Annotated in this window: 31 protein-coding genes; all 31 read left to right on the top strand. The window is 60.7% G+C overall.

Features of this window, described 5'->3' with window-relative positions; genetic code table 11:
• Positions 1 to 61 precede the first annotated feature (61 nt).
• The 31 genes from rpoC (at position 62) to AC1PLU_RS17695 (ending at position 22,991) form a co-directional block, all read left to right on the top strand.
• Positions 62 to 4,279: a DNA-directed RNA polymerase subunit beta' gene (rpoC, locus tag AC1PLU_RS17845; RefSeq protein WP_006450627.1), complete on the top strand. Its 4,218-nt coding sequence runs from the start codon at positions 62 to 64 to the stop codon at positions 4,277 to 4,279.
• Positions 4,280 to 4,501: 222 nt separating this feature from the next.
• Positions 4,502 to 4,876, top strand: a complete 375-nt coding sequence (rpsL, locus tag AC1PLU_RS17840) for a 30S ribosomal protein S12 (protein WP_006450628.1) — start codon at positions 4,502 to 4,504, stop codon at positions 4,874 to 4,876.
• A gap of 12 nt (positions 4,877 to 4,888) precedes the next feature.
• The gene (rpsG, locus tag AC1PLU_RS17835) at positions 4,889 to 5,356 is read left to right on the top strand and encodes a 30S ribosomal protein S7 (RefSeq protein WP_006450629.1); all 468 of its coding nucleotides are present in this window, start codon (positions 4,889 to 4,891) and stop codon (positions 5,354 to 5,356) included.
• 140 nt (positions 5,357 to 5,496) lie between these two features.
• Positions 5,497 to 7,614 (top strand): elongation factor G, encoded by a 2,118-nt coding sequence (gene fusA, locus AC1PLU_RS17830; RefSeq protein ID WP_006450630.1) that lies wholly within the window; start codon positions 5,497 to 5,499, stop codon positions 7,612 to 7,614.
• Positions 7,615 to 7,664: 50 nt separating this feature from the next.
• Positions 7,665 to 8,855, top strand: a complete 1,191-nt coding sequence (gene tuf, locus AC1PLU_RS17825) for an elongation factor Tu (protein ID WP_108350190.1) — start codon at positions 7,665 to 7,667, stop codon at positions 8,853 to 8,855.
• Positions 8,856 to 9,319: 464 nt separating this feature from the next.
• Positions 9,320 to 9,631 carry a 30S ribosomal protein S10 gene (gene rpsJ, locus AC1PLU_RS17820; protein ID WP_003486723.1) on the top strand — a complete coding sequence of 104 codons (312 nt, stop codon included), beginning with the start codon at positions 9,320 to 9,322 and terminating at the stop codon, positions 9,629 to 9,631.
• A gap of 11 nt (positions 9,632 to 9,642) precedes the next feature.
• On the top strand, positions 9,643 to 10,293 hold the full coding sequence (rplC, locus tag AC1PLU_RS17815) for a 50S ribosomal protein L3 (RefSeq protein ID WP_006450633.1): 651 nt from the start codon (positions 9,643 to 9,645) through the stop codon (positions 10,291 to 10,293).
• Positions 10,294 to 10,305: 12 nt separating this feature from the next.
• Positions 10,306 to 10,911: a 50S ribosomal protein L4 gene (gene rplD, locus AC1PLU_RS17810; RefSeq protein WP_023902821.1), complete on the top strand. Its 606-nt coding sequence runs from the start codon at positions 10,306 to 10,308 to the stop codon at positions 10,909 to 10,911.
• Positions 10,908 to 11,207: a 50S ribosomal protein L23 gene (gene rplW, locus AC1PLU_RS17805; RefSeq protein ID WP_002811694.1), complete on the top strand. Its 300-nt coding sequence runs from the start codon at positions 10,908 to 10,910 to the stop codon at positions 11,205 to 11,207. The genes rplD and rplW overlap by 4 nt, the downstream gene beginning before the upstream one ends.
• Before the next feature lie 10 nt (positions 11,208 to 11,217).
• On the top strand, positions 11,218 to 12,045 hold the full coding sequence (rplB, locus tag AC1PLU_RS17800) for a 50S ribosomal protein L2 (RefSeq protein WP_003486715.1): 828 nt from the start codon (positions 11,218 to 11,220) through the stop codon (positions 12,043 to 12,045).
• A 6-nt stretch (positions 12,046 to 12,051) separates the two neighbouring features.
• Positions 12,052 to 12,321, top strand: coding sequence for a 30S ribosomal protein S19 (gene rpsS, locus AC1PLU_RS17795; RefSeq protein ID WP_005993369.1), 270 nt, complete (start codon positions 12,052 to 12,054; stop codon positions 12,319 to 12,321).
• 12 nt (positions 12,322 to 12,333) lie between these two features.
• A complete protein-coding gene (gene rplV / locus AC1PLU_RS17790; protein WP_002811686.1) occupies positions 12,334 to 12,669 on the top strand; it encodes a 50S ribosomal protein L22 in 336 nt (111 codons plus the stop codon).
• Positions 12,670 to 12,686: 17 nt separating this feature from the next.
• The gene (gene rpsC, locus AC1PLU_RS17785; protein WP_006450636.1) at positions 12,687 to 13,421 is read left to right on the top strand and encodes a 30S ribosomal protein S3; all 735 of its coding nucleotides are present in this window, start codon (positions 12,687 to 12,689) and stop codon (positions 13,419 to 13,421) included.
• A gap of 5 nt (positions 13,422 to 13,426) precedes the next feature.
• Positions 13,427 to 13,840: a 50S ribosomal protein L16 gene (gene rplP / locus AC1PLU_RS17780; RefSeq protein WP_006450637.1), complete on the top strand. Its 414-nt coding sequence runs from the start codon at positions 13,427 to 13,429 to the stop codon at positions 13,838 to 13,840.
• Positions 13,840 to 14,025 (top strand): 50S ribosomal protein L29, encoded by a 186-nt coding sequence (gene rpmC, locus AC1PLU_RS17775; protein ID WP_006450638.1) that lies wholly within the window; start codon positions 13,840 to 13,842, stop codon positions 14,023 to 14,025. Before rplP ends, rpmC begins: the two co-directional genes overlap by 1 nt.
• Before the next feature lie 11 nt (positions 14,026 to 14,036).
• Complete coding sequence (rpsQ, locus tag AC1PLU_RS17770) at positions 14,037 to 14,306, top strand: 30S ribosomal protein S17 (RefSeq protein ID WP_005993374.1); 270 nt, start codon at positions 14,037 to 14,039, stop codon at positions 14,304 to 14,306.
• A 14-nt stretch (positions 14,307 to 14,320) separates the two neighbouring features.
• Positions 14,321 to 14,689 (top strand): 50S ribosomal protein L14, encoded by a 369-nt coding sequence (gene rplN, locus AC1PLU_RS17765; protein ID WP_003486699.1) that lies wholly within the window; start codon positions 14,321 to 14,323, stop codon positions 14,687 to 14,689.
• 15 nt (positions 14,690 to 14,704) lie between these two features.
• Entirely contained in the window at positions 14,705 to 15,022 is a 318-nt protein-coding gene (rplX, locus tag AC1PLU_RS17760; protein WP_006450639.1) for a 50S ribosomal protein L24, read from the top strand.
• Positions 15,023 to 15,033: 11 nt separating this feature from the next.
• Entirely contained in the window at positions 15,034 to 15,576 is a 543-nt protein-coding gene (gene rplE, locus AC1PLU_RS17755) for a 50S ribosomal protein L5 (protein WP_006450640.1), read from the top strand.
• An 18-nt stretch (positions 15,577 to 15,594) separates the two neighbouring features.
• Complete coding sequence (gene rpsN / locus AC1PLU_RS17750) at positions 15,595 to 15,900, top strand: 30S ribosomal protein S14 (RefSeq protein WP_005917137.1); 306 nt, start codon at positions 15,595 to 15,597, stop codon at positions 15,898 to 15,900.
• A gap of 204 nt (positions 15,901 to 16,104) precedes the next feature.
• Entirely contained in the window at positions 16,105 to 16,503 is a 399-nt protein-coding gene (gene rpsH, locus AC1PLU_RS17745) for a 30S ribosomal protein S8 (RefSeq protein ID WP_006450641.1), read from the top strand.
• Positions 16,504 to 16,518: 15 nt separating this feature from the next.
• On the top strand, positions 16,519 to 17,046 hold the full coding sequence (gene rplF, locus AC1PLU_RS17740) for a 50S ribosomal protein L6 (RefSeq protein ID WP_006450642.1): 528 nt from the start codon (positions 16,519 to 16,521) through the stop codon (positions 17,044 to 17,046).
• A gap of 91 nt (positions 17,047 to 17,137) precedes the next feature.
• Positions 17,138 to 17,497, top strand: coding sequence for a 50S ribosomal protein L18 (gene rplR / locus AC1PLU_RS17735; RefSeq protein WP_006450644.1), 360 nt, complete (start codon positions 17,138 to 17,140; stop codon positions 17,495 to 17,497).
• A gap of 158 nt (positions 17,498 to 17,655) precedes the next feature.
• Positions 17,656 to 18,198: a 30S ribosomal protein S5 gene (gene rpsE / locus AC1PLU_RS17730; RefSeq protein ID WP_003486682.1), complete on the top strand. Its 543-nt coding sequence runs from the start codon at positions 17,656 to 17,658 to the stop codon at positions 18,196 to 18,198.
• Positions 18,191 to 18,382: a 50S ribosomal protein L30 gene (gene rpmD, locus AC1PLU_RS17725; RefSeq protein WP_006450646.1), complete on the top strand. Its 192-nt coding sequence runs from the start codon at positions 18,191 to 18,193 to the stop codon at positions 18,380 to 18,382. Before rpsE ends, rpmD begins: the two co-directional genes overlap by 8 nt.
• Positions 18,383 to 18,386: 4 nt before the next feature.
• Complete coding sequence (rplO, locus tag AC1PLU_RS17720; RefSeq protein ID WP_012439114.1) at positions 18,387 to 18,830, top strand: 50S ribosomal protein L15; 444 nt, start codon at positions 18,387 to 18,389, stop codon at positions 18,828 to 18,830.
• 7 nt (positions 18,831 to 18,837) lie between these two features.
• Positions 18,838 to 20,205 (top strand): preprotein translocase subunit SecY, encoded by a 1,368-nt coding sequence (gene secY, locus AC1PLU_RS17715; RefSeq protein ID WP_023902825.1) that lies wholly within the window; start codon positions 18,838 to 18,840, stop codon positions 20,203 to 20,205.
• Between the two features lie 333 nt (positions 20,206 to 20,538).
• Positions 20,539 to 20,895 (top strand): 30S ribosomal protein S13, encoded by a 357-nt coding sequence (rpsM, locus tag AC1PLU_RS17710; RefSeq protein WP_003486672.1) that lies wholly within the window; start codon positions 20,539 to 20,541, stop codon positions 20,893 to 20,895.
• A 10-nt stretch (positions 20,896 to 20,905) separates the two neighbouring features.
• A complete protein-coding gene (gene rpsK, locus AC1PLU_RS17705; RefSeq protein ID WP_002811645.1) occupies positions 20,906 to 21,298 on the top strand; it encodes a 30S ribosomal protein S11 in 393 nt (130 codons plus the stop codon).
• A 14-nt stretch (positions 21,299 to 21,312) separates the two neighbouring features.
• Positions 21,313 to 21,939, top strand: a complete 627-nt coding sequence (rpsD, locus tag AC1PLU_RS17700) for a 30S ribosomal protein S4 (protein WP_002811641.1) — start codon at positions 21,313 to 21,315, stop codon at positions 21,937 to 21,939.
• Positions 21,940 to 21,992: 53 nt separating this feature from the next.
• Entirely contained in the window at positions 21,993 to 22,991 is a 999-nt protein-coding gene (locus AC1PLU_RS17695; RefSeq protein WP_023902826.1) for a DNA-directed RNA polymerase subunit alpha, read from the top strand.
• Positions 22,992 to 23,015: the final 24 nt, after the last annotated feature.

The raw sequence follows: 23,015 nt of genomic DNA, 5'->3' as shown, positions 1-23,015 counted from the left end.
CGGAACGTAATGCCCTCGGTTTCATCTCAGATACGAAATTCCTCCGACCCGGAGATATCCAATGAAAGACCTGCTCAACCTCTTCAATCAACAGCGCCAGACGCTGGATTTCGACGCGATCAAGATCGCGCTGGCCTCGCCTGACCTGATCCGTTCGTGGTCCTACGGCGAAGTGAAGAAGCCCGAAACCATCAACTACCGCACCTTCAAGCCCGAGCGTGACGGCCTGTTCTGTGCTGCCATCTTTGGTCCGATCAAGGACTACGAATGCCTGTGCGGCAAGTACAAGCGCATGAAGCACCGTGGCGTGGTCTGCGAAAAGTGTGGCACCGAAGTCACCCTGGCCAAGGTGCGTCGTGAGCGCATGGGTCACATCGACCTGGCTTCGCCGGTCGCGCACATCTGGTTCCTCAAGTCGCTGCCCTCGCGCATCGGTTTGATGCTGGACATGACCCTGCGCGACATCGAGCGCGTGCTGTACTTCGAAGCCTACGTGGTCACCGAGCCGGGCCTGACCCCCCTCGAGCGCCGCCAGCTGCTGACCGAAGAGCAGTACCTGACCGCACGCCAGGAGTACAACGACGACTTCGACGCCGCCATGGGCGCCGAGGCCGTGTACGAACTGCTGCGCACGATCGAGCTGCAGTCGGAAATGACCCGTCTGCGCGAAGAAATCGCCAGCACCGGTTCGGAGACCAAGCTCAAGCGTCTGACCAAGCGCATCAAGCTGATCGAAGCCTTCCTGGAATCGGGTAACCGTCCGGAGTGGATGGTCATGACCGTGCTTCCCGTGCTGCCGCCGGACCTGCGTCCGCTGGTGCCGCTGGATGGTGGCCGCTTCGCGACCTCGGATCTGAACGATCTGTACCGCCGCGTGATCAACCGCAACAACCGCCTGCGTCGCCTGCTCGAGCTCAATGCGCCGGATATCATCGTGCGCAACGAAAAGCGCATGTTGCAGGAATCGGTCGATGCGCTGCTGGACAACGGCCGTCGCGGCCGTGCCATCACCGGCACCAACAAGCGTCCGCTGAAGTCGCTGGCCGACATGATCAAGGGCAAGCAGGGCCGGTTCCGTCAGAACCTGCTCGGCAAGCGCGTGGACTACTCCGGTCGTTCGGTCATCACCGTCGGTCCGTACCTCAAGCTGCACCAGTGCGGCCTGCCGAAGAAGATGGCGCTGGAGCTGTTCAAGCCGTTCGTGTTCGCCAAGCTGCAGCGTCGCGGCCTGGCCACCACCATCAAGGCCGCCAAGAAGCTGGTCGAGCGCGAAGAAGCTGAAGTCTGGGACATCCTGGAAGAAGTGATCCGCGAGCATCCGGTGTTGTTGAACCGTGCGCCGACCCTGCACCGCCTGGGTATCCAGGCGTTCGAGCCGGTGTTGATCGAAGGTAAGGCCATCCAGCTGCACCCGCTGGTCTGTACCGCGTTCAACGCCGACTTCGACGGTGACCAGATGGCCGTCCACGTGCCGCTCTCGCTGGAAGCCCAGCTGGAAGCGCGTGCGCTGATGATGTCCACCAACAACATCCTGTCGCCGGCCAACGGCGAGCCGATCATCGTGCCGTCGCAGGACGTGGTGTTGGGCCTGTACTACATGAGCCGCGCCCTGGAGAACAAGAAGGGCGAGGGCATGGTGTTCGCCAACACCAGCGAAGTGAAGCGCGCCTACGACAACCGCGTGGTGGAACTGCACGCCAAGGTCAAGGTCCGTATCACCCAGGTGGACGTGGACGCGGTCGATGGAAAGCGCACCAGCGGTACCTCGATTGTGGACACCACGGTCGGTCGTGCTCTGCTGAGCGAAATCCTGCCCGAAGGCCTGCCGTTCCAGCTGGCCAACACCGAGATGACCAAGAAAAACATCTCGCGTCTGATCAATTCCAGCTACCGTCTGCTGGGCTTGAAGGACACCGTCGTGTTCGCCGACAAGCTGATGTACACCGGCTATGCCTACGCCACCCGTGCAGGCGTGTCGATCGGCATCGACGACATGCTGATCCCGGACGAGAAGAAGGGCATCCTCACCGAGGCAGAAGCCGAAGTGCTGGAAATCCAGGAGCAGTACCAGTCCGGTCTGGTCACCGCCGGCGAGCGCTACAACAAGGTCGTGGACATCTGGTCGCGTACCAGCGAGCGCATCGCCAAGGCGATGATGGACACCATCGGTACCGAGAAGGTCGAAAACGCCAAGGGCGAGACCATCGACCAGAAGTCGATGAACTCGCTGTACATCATGGCCGACTCCGGTGCGCGTGGTAGCCAGGCGCAGATCCGTCAGCTGGCCGGTATGCGCGGCCTGATGGCGCGTCCGGATGGCTCGATCATCGAGACGCCGATCAAGGCGAACTTCCGCGAAGGCCTGAACGTGCAGGAGTACTTCAACTCCACCCACGGTGCCCGTAAGGGTCTGGCCGATACCGCGCTGAAGACCGCCAACTCGGGTTACCTAACCCGTCGTCTGGTCGACGTGGCGCAGGACGTGGTCATCACCGAAGTCGACTGCGGCACCACCGAAGGGTTGATCATGACCCCGATCGTGGAAGGCGGCGATGTGGTGGAGCCGTTGAAGGAGCGCGTGCTGGGCCGTGTGGTGGCCGAGGACGTGTACCTGCCGGGCAACGACGAAGAACCGATCGTCACCCGCAACACGCTGCTCGACGAAGCCTGGGTTGCCAAGTTGGAAGAGGCCAGCGTGCAGTCGGTGAAGGTGCGTTCGACCATCAGCTGCGAGTCCTCGTTCGGCGTGTGCGCACGTTGCTACGGTCGCGATCTTGCACGTGGTCACCAGGTCAACATCGGTGAAGCGGTCGGCGTCATTGCCGCACAGTCCATCGGTGAGCCGGGTACCCAGCTCACCATGCGTACGTTCCACATCGGTGGTGCGGCATCGCGTGCGGCTGCGGTGGACAACATCACCGTCAAGACCACCGGTTCGGTGAAGTTCAACAACCTCAAGTCGGTGGCGCACGCCAGCGGCGCGTTGGTTGCGGTCTCGCGTTCGGGCGAACTGTCCGTGCTCGATGGCCATGGCCGCGAGCGCGAGCGTTACAAGCTGCCGTACGGCGCCACCATCACCGCCAAAGACGGCGATGCGGTCAAGGCCGGGCAGGGCGTTGCCAACTGGGATCCGCATAACCATCCGATCGTGTCGGAAGTGGCCGGTTTCATTCGCTTCATCGACTTCGTCGACGGCGTCACCGTCATCGAGAAGACCGACGAACTGACCGGTCTGGCCTCGCGCGAAATCACCGACCCGAAGCGTCGCGGTGCACATGCCAAGGAACTGCGCCCGATCGTGCGCATCGTCGATGGCAAGGGCAATGATCTGACGATCCCGAACACGGATCTGCCGGCCCAGTACCTGTTGCCGCCGCGCTCCATCGTCAACCTGCAGGACGGCGCCGCCGTTGGCGTGGGCGACGTGGTCGCCAAGATCCCGCAGGAAGCGTCCAAGACCCGCGACATCACCGGTGGTCTGCCGCGCGTTGCCGATCTGTTCGAAGCACGCAAGCCGAAGGATCCGGCGATCCTGGCCGAGCGTTCGGGCATCATCAGCTTCGGCAAGGACACCAAGGGTAAGCAGCGCCTGATCATCAAGGACACCGATGGTTCGGAACACGAAGAGCTGATCCCGAAGTATCGCCAGATCATCGTGTTCGAAGGCGAGCACGTGACCAAGGGCGAGACCGTGGTGGACGGCGAGCCGAGTCCGCAGGACATCCTGCGTCTGCTGGGTGTCGAGCCGCTGGCCGCCTATCTGGTCAAGGAAATCCAGGACGTGTATCGCCTGCAGGGCGTGAAGATCAACGACAAGCACATCGAGGTGATCACGCGCCAGATGTTGCGTAAGGTCGAGATCACCGATCAGGGCACCAGCAAGTTCCTCAACGGCGAGCAGGTCGAGCGCCAGCGCGTCATCGAGGAAAATGTCCGCCTGGTCAAGCGCAACGAATTGCCGGCCAAGTACGATCCGGTGCTGCTGGGTATCACCAAGGCCTCGCTGGCCACCGAGTCGTTCATCTCGGCGGCTTCGTTCCAGGAGACCACCCGCGTGTTGACCGAGGCTGCCGTGCGCGGTACCCGCGACAACCTGCGCGGTCTGAAGGAAAACGTGATCGTGGGTCGTCTGATCCCGGCCGGTACCGGTCTGGCCTACCATGCCGGACGTCGCAAGTCTTCGGGTCTGACCGACTCGGAAATGGAAACGCTGTCGGGCAAGCCGGCAGTGGCCGAACCGGTCGCCACGGTGGCCGACGCTGGCGCGGACGAGGAGTAAGCGCTCCGACGGCGGTCGCAAGATCGCCGTAAGCCAAGCGAAAAGGAGGGCAGGAGGCCCTCCGTTTTCCGGCCTTTGGATGGGCCAGCAGGGTTAGATTTCCGTGAAGTTGACGGAGTTTCGTCCTGCCAGCTATACTTCTCTGTCTCGGTGGGCCGTTTTTCGGCCTGCCTTTGTTTTCGTGCAAGGCCGTCTCGGCCTCTCTATCAGAAGAATCAACTGATGACGACGATCAATCAGCTGGTCCGCAAGCCTCGGCAAGCGACCACCTACAAGAGTGCCTCCCCGGCACTGGACAAGTGTCCGCAGCGCCGCGGCGTCTGCACACGCGTCTACACCACTACCCCGAAGAAGCCGAACTCGGCCCTGCGTAAGGTTGCCAAAGTGCGCCTGACGAATCAGGAAGAGATCATCAGCTACATCGGTGGTGAAGGCCACAACCTGCAGGAGCACTCCGTGGTCCTGATTCGCGGTGGCCGCGTCAAGGATCTTCCCGGTGTGCGTTATCACACCGTCCGTGGTTCGCTGGACGCCGCCGGCGTCGCAAAGCGCCGTCAAGGTCGTTCCAAGTACGGCGCCAAGCGCCCGAAGAGCTAAGGAAATACTCCAATGTCCCGTAAAGGTTCTACTCCGCAGCGCACCGTCCTGCCTGATCCAAAGCATGGCAGCGAAACCATTGCCCGCTTCATCAATATGGTGATGCAAAGTGGCAAGAAGTCGGTTGCTGAGAAAATTGTCTATGGCGCGATGGACGTCATTGGCGAAAAGAATCCGAATGCCGTCGAGCTGGTGCAGAAAGCACTGGACAACGTGGCCCCGGCTGTCGAAGTTAAATCGCGTCGCGTCGGTGGTGCTACCTATCAGGTGCCCGTCGAAGTGCGCTCCTCCCGTCGCACGGCGCTGGCAATGCGCTGGTTGATCGATTCCGCGCGCAAGCGTGGCGAAAACACCATGCCGCGCAAGCTGGCTGCAGAACTGCTGGACGCCTCGGAAAGCCGTGGCGGCGCGATCAAGAAGCGCGAAGAGACGCACCGTATGGCGGAGGCGAACAAGGCGTTCGCACACTACCGCTGGTGACCTCGTGGGCCTTGGTAACGGGGCCCTTCAGCACCATCTGAGTGCTGTTTGCGACGCGCGATTAGCGTCGCATCTAAATCCGAAGGCCGCCGAAAGGCGGCGTTCGGCCATCCGAAATCCAAGAAATTGAGAGGCTCCCCGTGGCCCGCACCACCCCTATCGAGCGTTACCGCAACTTCGGCATCATGGCTCACATCGATGCCGGCAAGACCACCACCTCCGAGCGCATCCTGTTTTACACCGGCGTCAGTCACAAGATCGGCGAAGTCCATGACGGCGCCGCGGTGATGGACTGGATGGAGCAGGAGCAGGAGCGTGGTATCACCATCACCTCCGCTGCCACCACCGCGTTCTGGTCGGGTATGGACAAGTCCATGCCGCAGCATCGCCTCAACATCATCGACACCCCCGGGCACGTCGACTTCACCATCGAAGTGGAGCGCTCCTTGCGCGTGCTCGACGGTGCGGTGTTCGTGCTGTGCGCCGTAGGCGGCGTACAGCCGCAGTCCGAAACCGTGTGGCGCCAGGCCAACAAGTATTCCGTGCCGCGCATGGCCTTCGTCAACAAGATGGACCGTACCGGTGCCAACTTCGACAAGGTCGTCGAGCAGCTGAAGGCCCGTCTGGGAGCCTACGCCGTGCCGATGCAGGTGCCGATCGGTGCTGAAGACGGTTTCGAGGGCGTGGTCGACCTGCTGAAGATGAAGGCGATCCATTGGGATGTTGCCTCGCAGGGCACTACCTTCGAATACGGTGACATCCCGGCCGATCTGGTCGAGATTGCGACCGAGGCGCGTTCGTTCATGGTTGAGGCGGCTGCAGAAGCCAGCGAAGACCTGATGGACAAGTACCTCAACGAAGGCGACCTGACCGAAGAAGAGATCCTGGTGGGTTTGCGCGAGCGCACCCTGAAGGTCGAGATCGTGCCGGTGTTCTGTGGCTCGGCGTTCAAGAACAAGGGCGTGCAGGCCATGCTCGACGGCGTCGTGCACCTGTTGCCGTCGCCGGCCGACCGTCCGCCGGTCCAGGGCATCGACGAAGACGAGAAGGAAGACACCCGTCCGGCGACCGATACCGCGCCGTTCTCGGCGTTGGCGTTCAAGATCATGACCGACCCGTTCGTGGGCTCGCTGACGTTCTTCCGTGTCTATTCGGGCACGCTGAACTCCGGCGACCAGGTCTATAACCCGGTCAAGTCGAAGAAAGAGCGCGTGGGCCGCATCCTGCAGATGCACTCCAACAATCGCGAAGAGATCAAGGAAGTGCGCGCTGGTGACATCGCCGCAGCCGTGGGTCTGAAGGACGTCACCACCGGCGATACGCTGTGTGCGCAGGACAAGATCATCACCCTGGAGCGCATGATTTTCCCGGAGCCGGTGATCTCGATGGCGGTGGAGCCGAAGACCAAGTCGGACCAGGAAAAGATGGGTACGGCGCTGGGTCGTCTGGCGCAGGAAGATCCCTCGTTCCGCGTCAAGACCGACGAAGAATCCGGCCAGACCATCATCTCCGGCATGGGCGAGTTGCACCTGGACATCATCGTCGACCGCATGCGTCGCGAGTTCAATGTCGAGGCCAACGTTGGCAAGCCGCAGGTTGCGTATCGCGAAACGATCCGCAAGACCGACGTCAAGTCCGACTACAAGCACGCCAAGCAGTCCGGTGGTAAGGGTCAGTACGGTCACGTGGTGATCGAGCTGTCGCCGATGACCGAAGAAGATCGTAAGAACGACAACGTCAAAGACGATTTCCTCTTCATCAACGACATCACCGGCGGCATCATTCCGAAGGAATTCATCCCCTCGGTCGAAAAGGGTTTGCGCGAAACGATCACCAGTGGTCCGATCGCCGGCTTCCCGGTGGTGGGTGTCAAGGTCAAGCTGGTGTTCGGCTCGTACCATGACGTCGACTCCTCGGAAATGGCGTTCAAGCTGGCCGCGTCGATGGCGTTCAAGCAGGGCTTTGCGAAAGCCAGCCCGGTGTTGCTTGAGCCGATCATGAAGGTCGAGATCGTCAGCCCGGAGGATTACCTGGGTGACGTGATGGGCGACGTGAGCCGCCGTCGTGGCGTGTTGCAGGGTCAGGACGACAGCCCGTCGGGCAAGATCATCAATGCGATGATTCCGCTGGGTGAAATGTTCGGTTACGCGACTTCGCTGCGCTCGATGAGCCAGGGTCGCGCAACGTTCTCGATGGAATTCGACCATTACGAAGAAGCGCCGACCAACATCGCCGACGCTGTCACCAAGAAGGGCTGAGTTCGCTCAGCCGCTTCAAACAAAATTTTCCAATTAGAGGTTAGTGAGTCATGGCAAAAGCTAAATTTCTTCGCGAAAAGCTGCACGTTAACGTCGGCACCATTGGTCACGTCGACCATGGCAAGACCACGTTGACCGCTGCGCTGACCAAGATCGGTGCCGAGCGTTTCGGTGGCGAGTTCAAGGCGTACGACGCGATCGACGCAGCGCCGGAAGAGAAGGCGCGTGGTATCACGATCTCGACCGCACACGTTGAGTATGAGTCCGCAGTGCGCCATTACGCGCACGTCGATTGCCCCGGCCACGCTGACTACGTCAAGAACATGATCACCGGTGCAGCGCAGATGGACGGCGCGATCCTGGTGTGTTCGGCCGCTGACGGCCCGATGCCGCAGACCCGTGAGCACATCCTGCTCTCGCGTCAGGTCGGTGTGCCGCACATCGTCGTGTTCCTGAACAAGGCCGATATGGTCGACGACGCCGAGCTGCTTGAGCTGGTCGAGATGGAAGTGCGTGAGCTCCTGAGCAAGTACGACTTCCCGGGCGACGACACTCCGATCATTCACGGTTCGGCTCGTCTGGCGCTTGACGGCGATCAGAGCGAAATCGGTGTGCCGGCGATCCTGAAGTTGGTCGAAGCTCTGGATACCTTTATTCCGGATCCGACCCGCGACGTTGACCGTCCGTTCCTGATGCCGGTCGAAGACGTGTTCTCGATCTCGGGCCGTGGCACCGTGGTGACCGGTCGTATCGAGCGCGGCATCATCAAGGTCGGCGACGAAATCGAAATCGTCGGTATCCGCGACACGCAGAAGACCACCGTCACCGGCGTGGAAATGTTCCGCAAGTTGCTGGACCAGGGTCAGGCAGGCGACAACGCCGGTCTGCTGCTGCGCGGCACCAAGCGTGACGACGTGGAGCGCGGCCAGGTGCTGTGCAAGCCGGGTTCGATCAAGCCGCACACCGAGTTCGAAGCCGAAGTCTACGTGCTGTCCAAGGATGAGGGTGGTCGTCATACCCCGTTCTTCAAGGGCTACCGTCCGCAGTTCTACTTCCGCACCACTGACATCACTGGCGCCTGCCAGCTGCCGGAAGGCGTGGAAATGGTGATGCCGGGCGACAACGTGAAGATGGTCGTGACCCTGATCAACCCGGTCGCGATGGATGAAGGTCTGCGCTTCGCGATTCGTGAAGGTGGCCGCACCGTCGGCGCCGGCGTGGTTGCCAAGATCATCAAGTAAGTGCCTGCGATCCGGCGACGCCTCGTCGCCGGATCAGCACGTAAGTAATGCAAAGGGTCGGCGCAAGCCGGCCTTTTTGTTGAGCGGAAATATGCGCGTGCAATGCAATTCGCAGGGTAGAGCGCTTGCGCCAGTAAAAACACCTCGCTATAATGCGCGGCTCGGTGTCCCTGGGTAGGGCGCAGAGTTACAGCGAAAAGAACGGCAGGATGCCGCTCGTGTTCGCCAGACCGGGAAGGTCGCGTTGCATGGAGCACTCAACAACTCACGTGTTGTTGACGGTGCTCTCGTTGCGCACTATACTTTTCCGTCTGGGCAGACCGGTTTACCGGCCTGCCTCAGTTTTTGGGCGGAGGAAATGCCCTCGCTGGCAGGACGCACGGCGATTTCATCTACGCAGGAATATCGGGGCAGGTATCCCAGAGGCCTTGCCCGTCGCTCTTTTAACGAAGGAAGCTTCCGTCATGTCGGAACAAAAGATCCGGATTCGGTTGAAGGCGTTCGATCATCGATTGATCGACCGTTCGGCCAGCGAGATCGTCGAAACGGCTAAGCGGACCGGCGCGCAAGTGCGTGGCCCGATCCCGTTGCCGACCAAGATCGAACGTTACACCATCCTCGTATCCCCGCATGCCGACAAGGATGCGCGTGACCAATACGAAACCCGCACGCACAAGCGTGTGCTCGATATCGTCGACCCGAACGACAAGACCGTGGACGCGCTGATGAAGCTCGAACTCGCGGCTGGCGTCGACGTCCAGATCAAGCTGACCTGAGGACTACGACCATGACGAAGAAATATTCGTTGGGCTTCGTAGGCCGCAAGGCTGGTATGAGCCGCGTCTTTACTGAGGACGGCCGCTCGGTACCGGTCACGCTGATCGAAGCAACTCCAAACCGCATCGCGCAGATCAAGACCGTCGAAGCTGACGGCTATAGCGCAGTGCAGATTACCGTTGGTGCCCGTCGCGCCGCACTGGTCAACAAGCCAGCTGCTGGTCACTTCGCCAAGGCGAAGGTGGAAGCGGGTCGCGGCCTGTGGGAATTCCGCGTTGAAGATGCGCAGCTCGGCGATTTCGCCGTCGGCGGCGAAATCAAGGCGGACATCTTCGAGGTCGGCCAGAAGGTCGATGTCCAGGGCGTCACCAAGGGTAAGGGTTTCCAGGGCACCATCAAGCGCTACAACTTCCGTATGGGCGATGCAACTCACGGTAACTCGCTGTCGCATCGCGCGCCGGGTTCGTTGGGTCAGCGCCAGACCCCGGGTCGTGTTTTCCCGGGCAAGAAGATGTCGGGCCACATGGGCGCCGTGCAGCAAAGCACGCAGAACCTGGAAGTGGTCAAGGTCGACGTCGAGCGTGGTCTGATTGCTATCCGCGGCGCCGTGCCTGGCGCAGCTGGTGGCGACGTGATCGTCCGTCCGGCGAGCAAGGCATAAGGAGAGATGACGATGGAACTCGTTATCACGGGTAGTAACAACAAGGTCTCGGTCTCCGATGCCGTGTTCGGTCGCGAATTCAGCGAAGATCTGGTTCACCAGGTCGTCGTCGCTTATCGCAATGCCGGTCGCGCTGGTACCAAGGCTCAGAAGACGCGTTCGGAAGTTGCGGGCACGACCAAGAAGTCGAAGAAGCAGAAGGGCGGCGGTGCGCGTCATGGCGCGCTGACGGCTCCGATCTTCGTCGGTGGCGGCGTGACCTTCGCGGCCAAGCCGCGCAGCTTCGAACAGAAAGTCAACCGCAAGATGTACCGTGCGGCCATCTGCGCGATCTTCTCTGAGCTTAACCGCCAGGGTCGCCTGATGATCGTCGAAGCGTTCGACGTCGAAGCAACCAAGACCCAGGGTCTGATCGAGAAGCTGAAGGGACTGGATGTGGGCAAGCGCCCGCTGATCGTTACCGAAGAAGCTTCCGAGCACCTGTACCTGTCCGCTCGCAATCTGCCGTATGTGCAGGTGCGTGATGTGCAGGGTCTGGATCCGGTCGCTCTGGTCGGGGCCGATACGGTCGTGATCACCGCCGATGCGGTCAAGAAGATCGAGGAGTGGCTGGCATGAGCAGCAACGAAAAAATCTTCAGCGTGCTGCGTGCTCCGCGAGTCTCTGAAAAGACCGCGCGCCTGCAGGAAATCTCCAACCAGTATGTCTTCGAAGTTTCGAACGAAGCCACCAAAGCCGATGTAAAGGCCGCGGTTGAGCAGCTGTTCGACGTCAAGGTCAAGGCTGTCAACGTGGTCAACGTCAAGGGCAAGAGCAAGTCCTTCCGTAACCGTGCTGGTAGCCGCGGCAATTGGCGCAAGGCGTACGTCCGCCTGGTTGATGGTCAGTCCATCGACGTAACGGCTAAGGCCTGAGGTCCATCCCATGCCATTGATGAAGTTCAAACCCACCTCTCCCGGCCGTCGTTCCGCCGTGCGTGTGGTTACTCCCGATCTGCACAAGGGCGCACCGCACGCGGCGCTGCTCGATTCGCAGAGCAAGTCCGGTGGTCGTAACCACCATGGCCGCATCACCGTGCGTCACGTCGGTGGTGGTCATAAGCAGCACTACCGCATCATCGACTTCAAGCGCAACAAGGAAGGCATTCCGGCGCGTGTGGAGCGGATCGAATACGATCCGAACCGTACCGCTCATATCGCCCTGCTGTGCTATGTCGACGGCGAGCGTCGCTACATCATTGCCCCCAAGGGCTTGAAGGCTGGCGATCAGGTCATTGCCGGTGCCAACGCACCGATCAAGACCGGCAACACGCTGCCGCTGCGCAACATCCCGGTCGGTACGACGGTTCACGGTATCGAGCTGAAGCCGGGTAAGGGCGCTCAGATCGCACGTGCTGCCGGTGCTGCCGTCCAGCTGGTCGCTCGCGAAGGCATCTATGCCACGCTGCGTCTGCGCTCGGGTGAAATGCGCAAGGTGCCGGTCGAGTGCCGCGCCACCATCGGTGAAGTCGGCAACGACGAGCACAACCTCGAGAAGCTGGGCAAGGCTGGCGCCAAGCGCTGGCGCGGTGTTCGTCCGACCGTTCGCGGTGCGGCCATGAACCCGGTCGACCATCCGCACGGTGGTGGTGAAGCGAAGGCTGGTCAGGGTAATCCACATCCGGTCACCCCGTGGGGTGTTCCGACCAAGGGTTACAAGACGCGCAAGAACAAGCGCACCCAGCAATTCATCGTCCGCGATCGTAGGGGCTAATCGACCATGGCACGTTCACTTAAGAAGGGCCCGTTCGTCGATCACCACCTTGCAAAGAAGGTGGAGTCCGCTGCGGGTAGCAAGAAGCCGATCAAGACCTGGTCGCGCCGTTCGATGATCCTGCCCGAAATGGTAGGCATCACCATCGCCGTGCATAACGGCAAGAACCACATTCCGGTGCTCGTCAACGAGAATATGGTCGGCCACAAGCTCGGCGAATTTGCCGTCACCCGGACCTTCAAGGGTCACGGTGGCGACAAGAAGTCGAGCAGGTAAGGAGAGATGACGATGGAAGCGAAAGCAATCCTGCGCACCGCGCGCATCTCCCCGCAGAAGGCCCGCCTGGTCGCTGACCAGGTGCGTGGACTGTCCGCCGAACGTGCGGTCAATCTGCTGAAGTTCTCGGACAAGAAGGCTGCACACCTGATCAAAAAGGTAGTGGAGTCGGCTATTGCCAATGCCGAGAACAATCAGGGCGCGGATGTCGACGAGCTGAAGGTCAAGACCATCATGGTTGATGAAGGTCCCTCCCTGAAGCGTTTCATGGCGCGGGCGAAAGGCCGCGGTACCCGCATCCTCAAGCGCACCAGTCACATCACTGTGATTGTTGGCGCCGCCAAGTAAGCGGAAAGGAAAAGACCATGGGTCATAAAGTTCATCCGACTGGAATCCGTCTTGGCATCGCCAAGGACTGGAATTCCAAGTGGTACGCAAACAAGGCCGACTTCGCCGGTTATCTGGCAGCCGACCTGAAAGTGCGTGAAATGCTGCGCAAGAAGCTCGCGCAGGCAGGTATCAGCAAGATCTTGATCGAGCGCCCTGCCAAAACCGCCCGCGTGACGATCCACACTGCCCGTCCGGGCGTGGTGATCGGCAAGCGTGGTGAGGACATCGAAAAGCTGCGTAAGGAAGTGAGCGCGATGATGGGTGTTCCTGCCCACATCAACGTCACCGAAGTGCGCAAGCCGGAGCTGGATGCGCAGCTGGTCGCCGAGTCGATCGCGCAGCAGCTTGAGCGTCGCATCATGTTCCGCCGTGCAATGAAGCGCTCGGTCGGTAACGCGATGCGCCTGGGTGCCCTGGGCATCAAGGTCAACGTGGCTGGCCGCCTCAACGGTGCAGAAATCGCCCGTTCGGAGTGGTACCGCGAAGGCCGCGTGCCGCTGCACACGCTACGTGCCGACATTGATTACGGTTTTGCCGAGGCGTCCACGACGTACGGCATCATCGGTATCAAGGTCTGGATCTATAAGGGTGAGGTCTTTGACTTCTCCCAGGTTGGCCAGGAGAAGCAGGACGACAGCCCGCGCAACGATCGTAACGATCGCGGCGACCGTGGTGACCGTCCTTCGCGCCCGGCTCGTGAAGCGAGGTAACGGCAATGTTGCAACCCAAGCGAACCAAATATCGCAAGATGCACAAGGGCCGTAACGACGGCCTGGCATGGAGCGGAAACGCCGTGAGCTTCGGCGAGTACGGCCTCAAGGCAACCGCGCACGGTCAGCTGACCGCGCGTCAGATTGAAGCAGCACGTCGTACGATCAGCCGCCACGTCAAAAAGGGCGGCAAGATGTGGATTCGTGTGTTCCCCGACAAGCCGATCACCAAGAAGCCGATCGAAGTCCGCATGGGCTCCGGTAAGGGCAACGTGGAGTACTGGGTCGCGCAGATTCAGCCGGGTCGCATGATCTATGAAATCGAAGGTATTCCCGAAGATGTCGCACGTGAGGCATTCCGCCTTGCCGCCGCGAAGCTGTCGGTGACTACCACTTTCGTGACCCGGACGGTGCGCTGATGGACATCAAACAACTCCGCGAGAAGTCGGCTGACGAACTGAAGGCCCACCTGACCGATTTGCGTAAGGAGCAGTTCTCGCTCCGTATGCAGCAGGTCACCGGCCAGCTGCCGAAGACCCACGATACCCGCCGGGTACGCCGCGAGATTGCTCGCGTCAAGTACCTGCTCGGCAGCACCAAGTAAGGACGGCCGCGATGAGCGATAACAACGAAAAGCAAGCGCTGCGCACGGTCGAAGGCCGTGTCGTCAGCAACAAGATGGACAAGACGGTCACCGTGTTGGTGGAGCGCCAGGTCAAGCATGCTCTGTACGGCAAGTACATCAAGCGCTCGACCAAGCTGCACGCACACGACGCCGACAATGCCTGTAATGAAGGCGACGTCGTGCGTGTGACCGAGATTGCTCCAATGTCCAAGACCAAGAACTGGCGGGTGGTTGAAATCGTCACCCGTTCGGCCGGCTAAGGGAGATCTGAATCATGATCCAGATGCAGAGCTACCTCGATGTGGCCGACAATTCGGGTGCCAAGGAAGTGATGTGCATCAAGGTGCTGGGCGGCTCGAAGCGCCGCTACGCACACATTGGTGACATCATCAAGGTGACCGTCAAGGACGCCATTCCGCGTGGCAAGGTCAAGAAAGGCGAAGTCTACGACGCCGTCGTGGTGCGTACCCGCAAGGGTGTGCGCCGTCCCGACGGTTCGCTGATTCGCTTCGATGGCAACGCCGCTGTGCTGTTGAACAATAAGCAGGAGCCGATCGGGACCCGCATCTTCGGGCCGGTGACGCGCGAGCTGCGTTCCGAGAAGTTCATGAAGATCGTCTCGCTCGCTCCCGAAGTGCTGTGAGCGGAGGACATATACATGGCTAACCGTATCAAGAAGGGCGACCAGGTCGTCATCAACACCGGCAAGGACAAGGGTAAGCAGGGTGAAGTTGTGCGTGTGGATGGCGATCGCGTGATCGTCTCCAATGCGAACATCATCAAGCGCCACACCAAGCCGAATCCGCAGGCGGGTGTCGCCGGCGGCGTGGTCGAGCGTGAAGCGTCGATCCATATCTCCAACGTCAATATCGTCAACCCGGCAACGGGCAAGGGCGAGCGCGTTGGCTTCAAGGTGCTGGAGGATGGACGCAAATTGCGTGTGTTCCGCTCCAGCGGTGAGGCGCTCGACGCCTGAGGAATGCGATCATGAACACTCGTCTCGAAAAGTTTTACAAGGAAAACGTGGTGCCGGCCCTGATGAAGGAGTTCGGCTACACCAATCCGATGCAGGTGCCGAGGCTGGTCAAGGTCACGCTCAACATGGGCGTGGGCGAGGCGGCAACCAACAAGAAGATTCTGGAAAATGCAGTCGGCGACATGTCCAAGATCTCCGGTCAAAAGCCGGTGGTCACCAAGTCGCGCGTTTCGGTCGCATCGTTCAAGATCCGCGACGGTTGGCCGATCGGCTGCAAGACCACGTTGCGTCGCGCCAAGATGTACGAGTTCTTGGATCGTCTGATCAACATCTCGCTGCCGCGCGTGCGCGACTTCCGTGGTGTTTCCGGTCGTTCCTTTGACGGTCGTGGCAATTTCAACATGGGTGTGAAGGAACAGATCATCTTCCCGGAAATCGATTTCGACGCTGTCGATGCGATCCGCGGTATGGATATCGCCATCACCACCACCGCCAAGACGGATGCGGAAGCGAAGGCGCTGCTGGCAGCGTTCAAGTTCCCGTTCCGTAACTGACCGTAGAGGACATCCGAAATGGCAAAGACCTCCATGATCCACCGCGACATCAAGCGTGCAAAGTTGGCGAAGAAATTTGCCGGCAAGCGTGATGCGCTGAAGAAGATCCTCTCCAGTCAGGATGCGTCCTACGAAGAGAAGATCGATGCCTCGACCAAGTTGCAGAAGCTGCCGCGCGATTCGTCGCCGAGCCGCCACCGCAACCGTTGCGAACTTTCCGGTCGTCCGCGCGGTGTCTACCGCAAGTTCGGTCTGGGGCGCAACATGCTGCGCAAGGCCACGATGAACGGCGACGTTCCGGGTCTGCGTAAGGCAAGCTGGTAACAGCTTTCCGGCCGTTCGCGGCCGGTTTGAACAGGATGGTTCTGTTCAACAAAGGAGTCCGACGCAAGTCGGGCTCTTTTGTCGTATACTTCCGCTTCTGTCTTGCCTGTACAGGCTTGGCATGGCGTAAAGGGTCCTGGCCCATCCCCAGGAAAACACAAGATTTTCGCGAAAGCGGATATCGGTGCACTCAAAGGTACTCATATGAGCATGACTGATCCCATCGCCGACCTGCTGGTACGCATCAAGAATGCGGCCGCGGTTGGTAAGCAGACGGTGAAATTGCCGTCGTCCAAGATCAAGGTTGCGATCGCCCAGGTCCTGAAGGACGAGGGTTACATCACCGACCTGCGCGTGACAGCGACCGAGAACAACAAGTCGGAGCTGGAAATCGTGCTGAAGTATTTCGAGGGCCGTCCGGTCATCGAGACCCTGAAGCGTTTCTCGCGCTCGGGTCTGCGCCAGTACCGCGGCAAGACCGAGCTGCCCAAGGTCCTGGGTGGACTGGGTGTCGCCATCATCTCCACGTCGAAAGGCATCATGACCGATGCGCAGGCTCGCGAAGCCGGCGTTGGTGGTGAAGTCCTGTGCTTCGTGGCCTAAGGGAAGGAATCGAACATGTCCCGTGTAGCCAAGAAGCCTGTGTCCCTTCCGAAGGGTGTTGAGCTCAACGTCCAGCCTGAGCTGGTCAGCGTCAAGGGCCCGAAAGGCACCCTGACCCTGCCGAAGCCGGTTGGCGTCGAAATCGCCATCGACGGCGATGTTGCAACCCTGTCGGCCAACGATCCGTCGCAGCTGGCCATCACCGGCACCGTGCGCGCCATCCTGGCCAATATGGTCAAGGGTGTGTCCGACGGCTTCGAGCGCAAGCTTGAGCTGGTCGGCGTCGGTTACCGTGCCGCCATGCAGGGCAAGGATCTGAGCCTGGCGCTCGGTTTCTCGCACCCGCTGGTGTTCGTGGCGCCGGAAGGCATCACGCTGTCGACCCCGACCCAGACCGAAATTCTGGTGCAGGGCGCCGACAAGCAGCGCGTCGGCGAAGTCGCCGCCAAGATTCGCGGTTTCCGTCCGCCGGAGCCCTACAAGGGCAAGGGTGTGAAGTACGCCGGTGAAGTCATCATTCGCAAGGAAGCCAAGAAGGCGTAAGGCAGGTCCCTCTGCTGGGAGCCCGGCCATCCATGGCCGGACTTCTCAATGCAAAAGCCTGTTTTCCTTCAGCTTCCGTAGGATAAATATCATGAGCATCAACAAAAACATCGCCCGTCTGCGTCGCGCCAAGTCCACCCGTTCGCACATTCGTGAGCTGGGCGTCGCCCGCTTGTCGGTGCTGCGCACCGGCCAGCATCTGTATGCGCAGGTCTTCACTGCCGACGGCTCCAAGGTGATCGCTGCTGCGAACACCCTGCAGGCCGACGTCAAGGAAGGTCTGAAGAACGGCAAGAACAGCGATGCGGCCGTCAAGGTCGGCAAGCTGATCGCCGAGCGCGCCAAGGCTGCGGGTATCGAGAAGGTCGCATTCGATCGCTCGGGCTACCGCTACCACGGCCGTATCAAGGCGCTGGCTGACGCAGCTCGCGAAGGCGGCTTGAAGTTCTAAGCACTGCTGCGACTGTGGCCAGCGGCCACAGTCGCGTTACCGCCGGCAGGGAGATGCCGGACCGTCCCGTTCTTCTGCAACGGTGCCGGGAACACAGTTCCATTCCACAACCATAAGCGGCCCCGAGCCGTACATACTCAATCAATCAAGGAATCAAGATGGCAGAAGAACGTGCACCGCGGGGTCGTGATCGCGACCGTAACCGCGAAGAGAAAGTCGACGATGGCATGATCGAGAAGCTGGTCGCGGTCAATCGCGTCAGCAAGACGGTCAAGGGCGGTCGCCAGTTCACCTTCACCGCGTTGACCGTGGTCGGCGATGGTCTGGGCAAGGTTGGTTTCGGGTACGGCAAGGCGCGCGAAGTGCCGGTCGCCATTCAGAAGTCGATGGAACAGGCGCGCAAGAATCTGGCGACTGTCGATCTGAACAACGGCACTTTGTGGCATGCCGTCAAGTCCGGTCATGGCGCAGCTCGCGTTTACATGCAGCCTGCTTCGGAAGGTACCGGCGTCATCGCTGGCGGCGCCATGCGCGCTGTGCTTGAGGCGGTTGGCGTGAAGAACGTGCTGGCCAAGGCGGTCGGTTCGCGTAATCCGATCAACCTGGTGCGTGCAACGCTGAAGGGTCTGTCGGAAGTGCAGTCGCCGGCGCGTGTTGCGGCCAAGCGCGGCAAGAAGGTGGAGGAGCTCAACCATGGCTAAGGACACTGGCAAGACTGTGAAGGTGCGCCTGGTGCGCGGCCTGCGTGGTACCCAGTCGCGTCACCGCCTGTCGGTGCATGCGTTGGGCCTGAATAAGATCAACGATGTGCGTGAACTCAAGGACAGCCCGCAGGTGCGTGGCCTGATCAATACGGTTCACTACCTCGTCAAGGTTGAGGACTAATCCCATGACTATGCATCTCAATGACCTCAAGCCCGCTGACGGCGCCCGTACCGAGCGCACGCGCGTCGGTCGCGGCATCGGCTCCGGCCTTGGCAAGACCTGCGGCCGCGGCCACAAGGGCTCGTTCGCTCGCAAGGGTGGCGGCAAGATCAAGGCGGGTTTCGAAGGCGGCCAGACTCCGATGCAGCGTCGTCTGCCGAAGATCGGTTTCCGCTCCAAGATGGCGCGTGACAGCGCTGAAGTGTTGTCCTACCAGCTGGATAAGCTGGAAGCCGGTGAGATCGACTTTGCAGCGTTGCGTGCGGCCAATCTGGTCCCGAGCCGCGCCAAGAAGGCGAAGATCGTGCTGAAGGGCGAGCTGAGCAAGAAGTTCGTGCTGAAGGGTGTCGCTGCGACTGCAGGCGCCAAGGCAGCAATCGAAGCTGCCGGCGGCAGCGTAGAGGAGTAATCGGCAGATGGCGCAGGCTGGCATTGGTAACCTGGGTGGCGGGCTTGGCAAGTTCACGGAACTTCGCCAGCGGCTGTTGTTCGTCCTCGGGGCATTGATCGTCTATCGCATCGGCTGCTATGTGCCGGTGCCTGGCGTGAATCCCGATGCCATGCTTTCGTTGATGCAGGCGCAGGGTGGCGGCATCGTGGACATGTTCAACATGTTCTCGGGCGGCGCCCTGCACCGTTTCAGTATTTTTGCGTTGAACGTGATGCCGTATATTTCGGCATCGATCGTGATCCAGTTGGCCACGCACATCTTTCCCGCCCTCAAGGCGATGCAGAAAGAAGGCGAATCCGGCCGACGCAAGATCACCCAGTATTCGCGTATCGGTGCGGTGCTTCTGGCAGTGGTGCAGGGCGGCAGTATCGCGTTGGCGCTGCAGAATCAGACCGCGCCGGGTGGCGCTCCGGTGGTGTACGCGCCGGGCATGGGCTTTGTGCTGACTGCAGTGATTGCACTGACCGCCGGCACCATCTTCCTGATGTGGGTTGGCGAGCAGGTCACCGAGCGCGGCATCGGTAACGGTGTGTCGCTGATCATCTTCGCCGGTATCGTCGCGGGGCTTCCGTCGGGCGCAATCCAGACTGTCGAAGCGTTCCGCGAAGGCAATCTGAGCTTCATCTCGTTGTTGCTGATCGTCATCACCATCCTGGCGTTTACGCTGTTTGTGGTGTTTGTCGAACGTGGCCAGCGGCGTATCACGGTCAATTACGCGCGTCGCCAAGGCGGCCGCAATGCCTACATGAATCAGACCTCTTTCCTGCCGTTGAAGCTCAACATGGCAGGCGTGATTCCGCCGATCTTCGCATCCAGCATCCTGGCATTCCCGGCGACGTTGTCGATGTGGTCGGGTCAGGCAGCATCGGGCAGTGGTGTGGGTTCATGGCTGCAGAAGATCGCCAACGCGCTTGGACCTGGTGAGCCAGTGCATATGCTGGTGTTCGCTGCACTGATCATCGGCTTCGCGTTCTTCTATACCGCGCTGGTGTTCAACTCGCAGGAAACTGCCGATAACCTCAAGAAGTCCGGTGCATTGATTCCGGGTATTCGTCCGGGCAAGGCCACTGCGGATTATGTGGACGGCGTGCTGACGCGTTTGACTGCGGCTGGTTCGTTGTACCTGGTGATCGTCTGCCTGCTGCCGGAAATCATGCGCACGCAGCTCGGCACCTCGTTCCACTTCGGTGGCACCTCGCTGTTGATTGCGGTGGTGGTGGTGATGGATTTCATTGCGCAGATCCAGGCGCATCTGATGTCGCACCAGTATGAGAGTTTGCTGAAGAAGGCCAACCTCAAGGGCGGCTCGCGCGGCGGTCTGGCGCGCGGTTAAGTGGTACACTAGATCTTCATTGCGTGAAGACGGCCTGGTTCCCGGGTCACGATCTTCCGATCAGAAGGGCGGCTCGCGCGACGTCTCGCGCGCGGGTGTGACGAGGTGGTCCTGTGCGGGAGTAGTACAGGCGATTCGGAGAAGTTTTCTGGATCAACATCGTCCGGCGCCGGAGCGAGGGCACACTCCCCACGCCGGGTCCATGGAACTTTCTGGTTCCACGGGCTTCAAAGCAATCCGAGGCCTTGCTACAATTCCGAGTTCACTTTTGATCCATCCTGCCGGATGGCGCCTGGGCGCTGTCGGGCCATCACTCAGTTGGAGAATCGCGTCATGGCGCGTATTGCAGGCGTCAACCTGCCAGCCCAGAAGCACGTCTGGGTCGGGTTGCAAAGCATCTACGGCATCGGCCGTACCCGTTCGAAGAAGCTCTGCGAATCCGCAGGCGTTACCTCGACCACGAAGATTCGTGATCTGTCCGAACCCGAAATCGAGCGTTTGCGCGCCGAAGTTGGCAAGTATGTCGTCGAAGGCGACCTGCGCCGTGAAATCGGTATCGCGATCAAGCGACTGATGGATCTGGGCTGCTACCGCGGTCTGCGTCATCGTCGTGGTCTCCCGCTGCGTGGTCAGCGTACCCGTACCAACGCCCGCACCCGTAAGGGTCCGCGCAAGGCGATCAGGAAGTAAGGGATAGATCATGGCAAAGCCAGCAGAAAAGAAAACGAAGAAGAAGATCAAGCGCGTCATCACTGATGGCGTCGCCCACGTCCACGCTTCGTTCAACAACACCATCATCACCATCACCGATCGCCAGGGCAATGCGCTGTCGTGGGCTACGTCCGGCGGCGCCGGGTTCCGTGGTTCGCGTAAGTCGACCCCGTTCGCTGCTCAGGTTGCCGCCGAAAAGGCTGGCCGCGCTGCGCTCGATTACGGCGTGAAGTCGCTGGAAGTGCGTATCAAGGGTCCGGGTCCGGGCCGTGAGTCGGCCGTGCGTTCGTTGAACAACGTGGGCTACAAGATCACCAACATCATCGACGTGACGCCAATCCCGCACAACGGGTGCCGTCCGCCGAAGAAGCGTCGCGTCTAAGGGAGCGATAAGAAATGGCTCGTTATATCGGTCCTACCTGTAAGCTCGCCCGCCGCGAAGGCGCCGACCTTTCCCTCAAGAGCCCGGCGCGTGCGCTGGACTCCAAGTGCAAGCTTGAGCAAAAGCCCGGCCAACACGGCGCGGCTCGCAAAGGCAAGCTCTCCGACTACGCTACCCAGCTGCGTGAAAAGCAGAAGGTCAAGCGCATCTACGGTTTGCTGGAACGTCAGTTCCGCAACTACTACAAGAAGGCCTCGACCAAGAAGGGCAACACCGGCGAGAACCTGCTGCAGTTGTTGGAAACCCGTCTGGACAACGTCTGCTACCGCATGGGCTTTGCCGTCACCCGTCCGGCCGCGCGCCAGCTGGTGTCGCACCGTGGCGTGCTGGTCAATGGCAAGTCGGTGAATCTGGCTTCGTACCAGATCAAGGCTGGCGATGCGATCACGCTGTCGGAAAAGGCACAGAAGCAGCTCCGCGTGCAGGAAGCCCTGACCGTGGCTGAGCAGCACGACATGACGCCGTCGTGGGTCGAAGTCGATTCGAAGAAGTTCAGCGGCGTGTTCAAGGCTGTTCCGGATCGTGCCGACCTGCCTTCGGATATCAACGAAGCGCTGATCGTCGAGTTGTATTCGAAGTAATTCACATTGGAGAGCCTCCGGCACCGCCGGAGGTTCGCAGGAGACCCCGCAACATGACGGTTACCGCCAACCAGGTTCTGCGCCCCCGTGGTCCGCAGATCGAACGTCTTACCGACAATCGCGCAAAGGTCGTGATCGAGCCCTTGGAGCGCGGTTACGGGCACACGCTGGGCAATGCCCTGCGTCGTGTGCTGTTGTCGTCGATCCCGGGTTTTGCGATCACCGAGGTCGAGATCGATGGCGTGCTGCACGAGTACACCACGGTCGAAGGGCTGCAGGAAGACGTGCTTGACGTCCTGCTCAACCTGAAAGACGTGGCGATTCGTATGCACAGTGGCGATAGCGCCACGCTGTCGCTGTCCAAGCAGGGTCCGGGTACGGTCACTGCGGCCGACATCAGGACCGATCACAACGTCGAGATCGTCAACGGCGACCATGTGATCTGCCACCTGACCAAGGACACGGCGCTGAACATGCGCCTGAAGATCGAGCGTGGCTTCGGCTATCAGCCGGCTGCCGCACGTCGTCGTCCGGACGAAGAGACCCGTACCATCGGTCGTCTGATGCTGGATGCGTCGTTCTCGCCGGTGCGTCGCGTTGCCTATGCCGTGGAAGCTGCGCGTGTGGAACAGCGCACCGACCTCGACAAGTTGGTGATCGATATCGAAACCAACGGCACGATCGATGCCGAGGAAGCCGTGCGCACCGCCGCCGACATCCTTAGCGATCAGCTGTCGGTGTTCGGTGATTTCACCCACCGCGATCGCGGTGCGGCCAAGCCGGCTGCCAGCGGCGTGGATCCGGTGCTGCTGCGCCCGATCGACGACCTCGAGCTGACCGTGCGTTCGGCCAACTGCCTGAAGGCCGAAAGCATCTACTACATCGGCGATCTGATCCAGAAGACCGAAGTGGAGCTGCTCAAGACCCCGAATCTGGGCAAAAAGTCGCTCACCGAAATCAAGGAAGTGCTGGCACAGCGCGGCCTTGCACTGGGCATGAAGCTGGAGAACTGGCCGCCGGCCGGAGTCGCCCAGCACGGCATGCTTGGTTAATGTGTCACCGCATGGGCGTCTTCG

The sequence above is a fragment of the Xanthomonas sp. NCPPB 2933 genome (assembly GCF_056725225.1).
This window is presented reverse-complemented; position numbering and strand designations above follow the sequence as displayed.